This is a genomic window from Mesorhizobium sp. CNPSo 4689 (assembly GCF_057784325.1).
Map to the genome: position 1 here is coordinate 1 of NZ_JBWLUZ010000082.1, position 3,385 is coordinate 3,385.

Here is a 3,385-nt window from a genome sequence, read left to right on the forward strand (position 1 = left end):
GGAAGTGGCTGGCGCCTAAGGGGAACGTCGGCGAGCGACGTTCGGATCGGCTTGACGGCAGCAGTGGATTGAGCGGCGGCCACACGCCTGGTGAGCAGCGCCGCCGACATTTTGGCGAGCTTCGATTTTATACCCAAGGACTCCTCCCGCGAGACCTACTCCAGCAGTTCATTTCTACCACAGGTGGCGCCGCGCTGCATTTAGATTTGCTAACTCAGGAACGCCGTCAGTGCCGGGGATCGATCTTCGTCAGTCGCTCTCGGGCGTCGATCACACGCCTTTGCTCGGCCCTGATCCGGCCGCACAACGCGAGACTAGAGATCGAGCGCGCCACCGATCAATTGCAGATCGAGCTGAACGCATCGGCCATGGCCGAATGCGAACGGCATGGAACCGAGGTCCGGCTGATGCCACCCGAATATGTAAAGCCCTACGTCAAGTCACACAAAAACGACGATCGGGATGCCGAAGCAATCGCAGAGGCAGCATCGCGGCCGACGATGCGGTTTGTACCTGTGAAGTCGCGGGACCAGTTCGACATCCAAACCTTGCACCGAGCGCGTGAGCGCCTGGTCGGGCAGAGAACAGCGCTCATCAATCAGCTTCGCGGTATTCTCTTTGACCGTGGCATCGTCATTGCAAAGGGCAGGGCAATGCTCGATCGGTGGCTGCGCAACGAGCGGTCCGGAGCATCTGGTCTCAGCACCCGGATGCAACAGCTGATCGTTGAGACGGCAGCCGAACTGGCCAGCATGGACCAGCGGATCAAGCAACTGGATCGCGAATTCGTTTTGCTGGCGCGCTCCAACGAAACGGCAGGCCTGTTGTGCGCGGTGCCCGGCATAGGAGCACTCAATGCGACGGCGCTGGCAGCCGCCATCGGCAATGCGGAAAGCTTCAAAAAGGGCCGTGACCTTGTCGCCTGGTTGGGGCTGGTGCCGCGGCAGATTACGACCGGAGGCAAACCCCGGCTGGTCGGAATCAGCAAGCGGGGCAGCACCTATCTGCGCGTCCTGCTGATCCATGGCCACGTGCGGCGCTGCCGCATCTGGCACGAAAGGACAACGCTTTGGGCGCCTGGCTCCGTGACCTGCTGCAGCGCGCCAAACGCAAATGGGCCGTCGTCGCACTGGCCAACAAGCTGGCGCGTATTGCATGGGCAGTGCTGGCACACCGACAGGCGTATTCTCCGGCAAAGGTGTTTGCCGGCTGATTTTCGAGACAGGCTGGCGCCAGCCCAATCGGCAGCGCCGCCGCATGGAATCTGCGTAAAAAGTTGATCGACGCTCAGCAAACCCGTTGGCAGGCAACGGTCCTTGGCATACCGTGTATCTTGTTGGGGACCTGGGCGTGCGAATGTCCATTTTGGTCGGACGCAGCGCGTCGAGGCCGGATACGTTGGTGCAGACTTTGCGCGATCCCAATCAACCCACTTGCAGCCGGGGCGGGCCATACGTTGCCTGCGGCCGCGCCGATCGAAAGGCGGCCGTACCGCGCCCGATTGCCTGTGACGATGCTCCGTCAGTCCGATGGAAAAGTGCGCCACGACGGTTCGCGCGCTGCCAAAGTGCAGCCGATCAACCCCGTCGCAGAGCGCGGAAGACTGCACGGCGCATCGGAACTCAACGCTCAAAGGCGGCATCGTAGTGCAGAGAATAGATTCGTATATTATCGCACGAAAAGAAAGGAACGACGATGGACGAAAAGTATCGACAAACACGACCGATTAAGACGGCAAGATAAAAAGGCGCGATGTGTCGCGTCGGTCGGTTGTTGTTTTTCAATGGGTTATACGGCGATTTCGCGATGTGCGGACATTGCTCGCACCTCGCAGGACCGCCTGTTTCTCATAGATTTCCGAAGCTTGACGCGATGTGCGTGGTCATGGCCATGAGCGGCTAGGCGTGGAGCCGGGAAGGGGGCACGTCCGGAGGCGACGGTGCCTGGCTCGACAAGCGACTAGCTTGTCAACAAGACGCGGCTCGCTGAGGTAGCCTTCGGGCGCGAGGTCACTGGGTTGATGGCCGACAACATAATCGCCTCGTCGACTCGGCTCGCTGTGACTGCCGATAGGCGGTCCAAACCGCCGGCGCGGCGGCGTCCTCCTTGCTACCCGATGAGGGCCGACGTCGCCAGCGTCGGCCGTAGGAGGGCGGCCGAGCGCAGGCTTGTCTGCTGCGTTTTTCCCTTGCGCACAGCGGGTGGCCAAGATTCGTCGTCCCCTGGAAGCGCACCGTTCGTGGTAAGCCTGCCGGCACGTTCAAGCTTCTATCGCAGCCTTTGTCGAGCGCGGCACTCCTGACCGCGGTGCACATGCTTCGCATCGCCGCAGCCACGCTGGCTGTAGGGCCGACATGGGCTATCCATCCTGACTTGAATGCGCGAACCGTCGTGTTACGGTGCCGTGGTTTCTACGACCGTGAAGGGGAGAGTTCACCGCGTCCAGGATCAAACCGCCGCGCCTTGCTTTTCCATTCCGGCAGCGCTGTCGCCGCATCGACGGTTGCGGCAACGGCTCTCGCCTCAGAACCACCATGACGAGACCGAGAGCCGTCCAACGAACTGCGAGTGCTGATTAAGTCGCACAAGGCAGCATATGCGGCGTTCGGCAAGGCCCACCACGAACTGGGCGGCAGCAGCCGCGACCACTACAGAGCGAGCCGAGAGGAGGAAAGGGCGTTGCTGGCCATCTGCGCCCATCCTGCGGTCAGGGAAGGGGATCGCTTGGCAAAGGCCCGATATCTTTTGGAGATCGAGGCGCGCGGCGAACTCGACCTGGCAGAGCAATTGCAAGCGCTTCTCCGCTCGACGATTTGGAAGGGATAGGACCGACCGCCGCGAGGCCGGTCAGCCTCCATCAGATCACCCGAAGCTCATCGGCTGACGTCTTTCCGGAACGTTTGTCCTGCACCAGTTCGTAACTGATCTTCTGACCATCATTGAGGCCCCGCAGGCCGGAGCGCTCGACGGCAGAAATATGCACGAACACATCCGGGCCGCCCTGGTCAGGCTGAATGAAACCAAAACCCTTTTGCGAATTGAACCATTTTACCGTTCCGGTAGCCATGGAAAGCCCCTTTTCTGACAGGATGGCCGCCTCCCAACCGCTAGCCGTTCAGCGGCAAGGTCAGCAGGCCAAGCATATTCATGACGGCCATCGATTGCCAACATGAAAGCGCACCGGACTCGGAGTGAATGTCTGGAATGCGCCGCAACGCGGCCATTGCGCTGACGATGCTCCAGATCCTGTAAGCGGTCATTGTTCATTGCCGCCCTTGGAGGCCGCTCCGGCACGGAGCGGACGTCCGAACTGACGCAAACGGGCACCTAGAGGGTGGTCATGCGCAGTGACTTCGGCCGCACAGGAGTGTAGCCTGACAAGGCT

General features: G+C 61.1%; 3 protein-coding genes and 1 pseudogene. 2 read left to right on the plus strand and 2 right to left on the minus strand.

Features of this window, described 5'->3' with window-relative positions; translation table 11 throughout:
* Positions 1-229: 229 nt before the first annotated feature.
* Positions 230-1,213 (plus strand): annotated as a pseudogene (locus tag AC04SI_RS33065) (IS110 family RNA-guided transposase).
* A 1,355-nt stretch (positions 1,214-2,568) separates the two neighbouring features.
* Complete coding sequence (locus AC04SI_RS33070; RefSeq protein WP_404284269.1) at positions 2,569-2,826, plus strand: hypothetical protein; 258 nt, start codon at positions 2,569-2,571, stop codon at positions 2,824-2,826.
* Between the two features lie 31 nt (positions 2,827-2,857).
* Here AC04SI_RS33070 and AC04SI_RS33075 read toward each other — a convergent pair whose 3' ends face one another.
* Both AC04SI_RS33075 and AC04SI_RS33080 read right to left on the minus strand, forming a co-directional pair.
* Complete coding sequence (locus AC04SI_RS33075) at positions 2,858-3,067, minus strand: cold-shock protein (RefSeq protein WP_404284271.1); 210 nt, start codon at positions 3,065-3,067, stop codon at positions 2,858-2,860.
* A 40-nt stretch (positions 3,068-3,107) separates the two neighbouring features.
* Positions 3,108-3,260 carry a hypothetical protein gene (locus AC04SI_RS33080; protein ID WP_404284272.1) on the minus strand — a complete coding sequence of 51 codons (153 nt, stop codon included), beginning with the start codon at positions 3,258-3,260 and terminating at the stop codon, positions 3,108-3,110.
* Positions 3,261-3,385 lie beyond the last annotated feature (125 nt).

Coding starts and splice junctions, on each gene's coding strand:
- AC04SI_RS33075 (WP_404284271.1), bottom strand. CDS start 3,067: ATGGCTACCGGAACGGTAAAATGGTTCAATTCGCAAAAGGGTTTTGGT.
- AC04SI_RS33080 (WP_404284272.1), bottom strand. CDS start 3,260: ATGACCGCTTACAGGATCTGGAGCATCGTCAGCGCAATGGCCGCGTTG.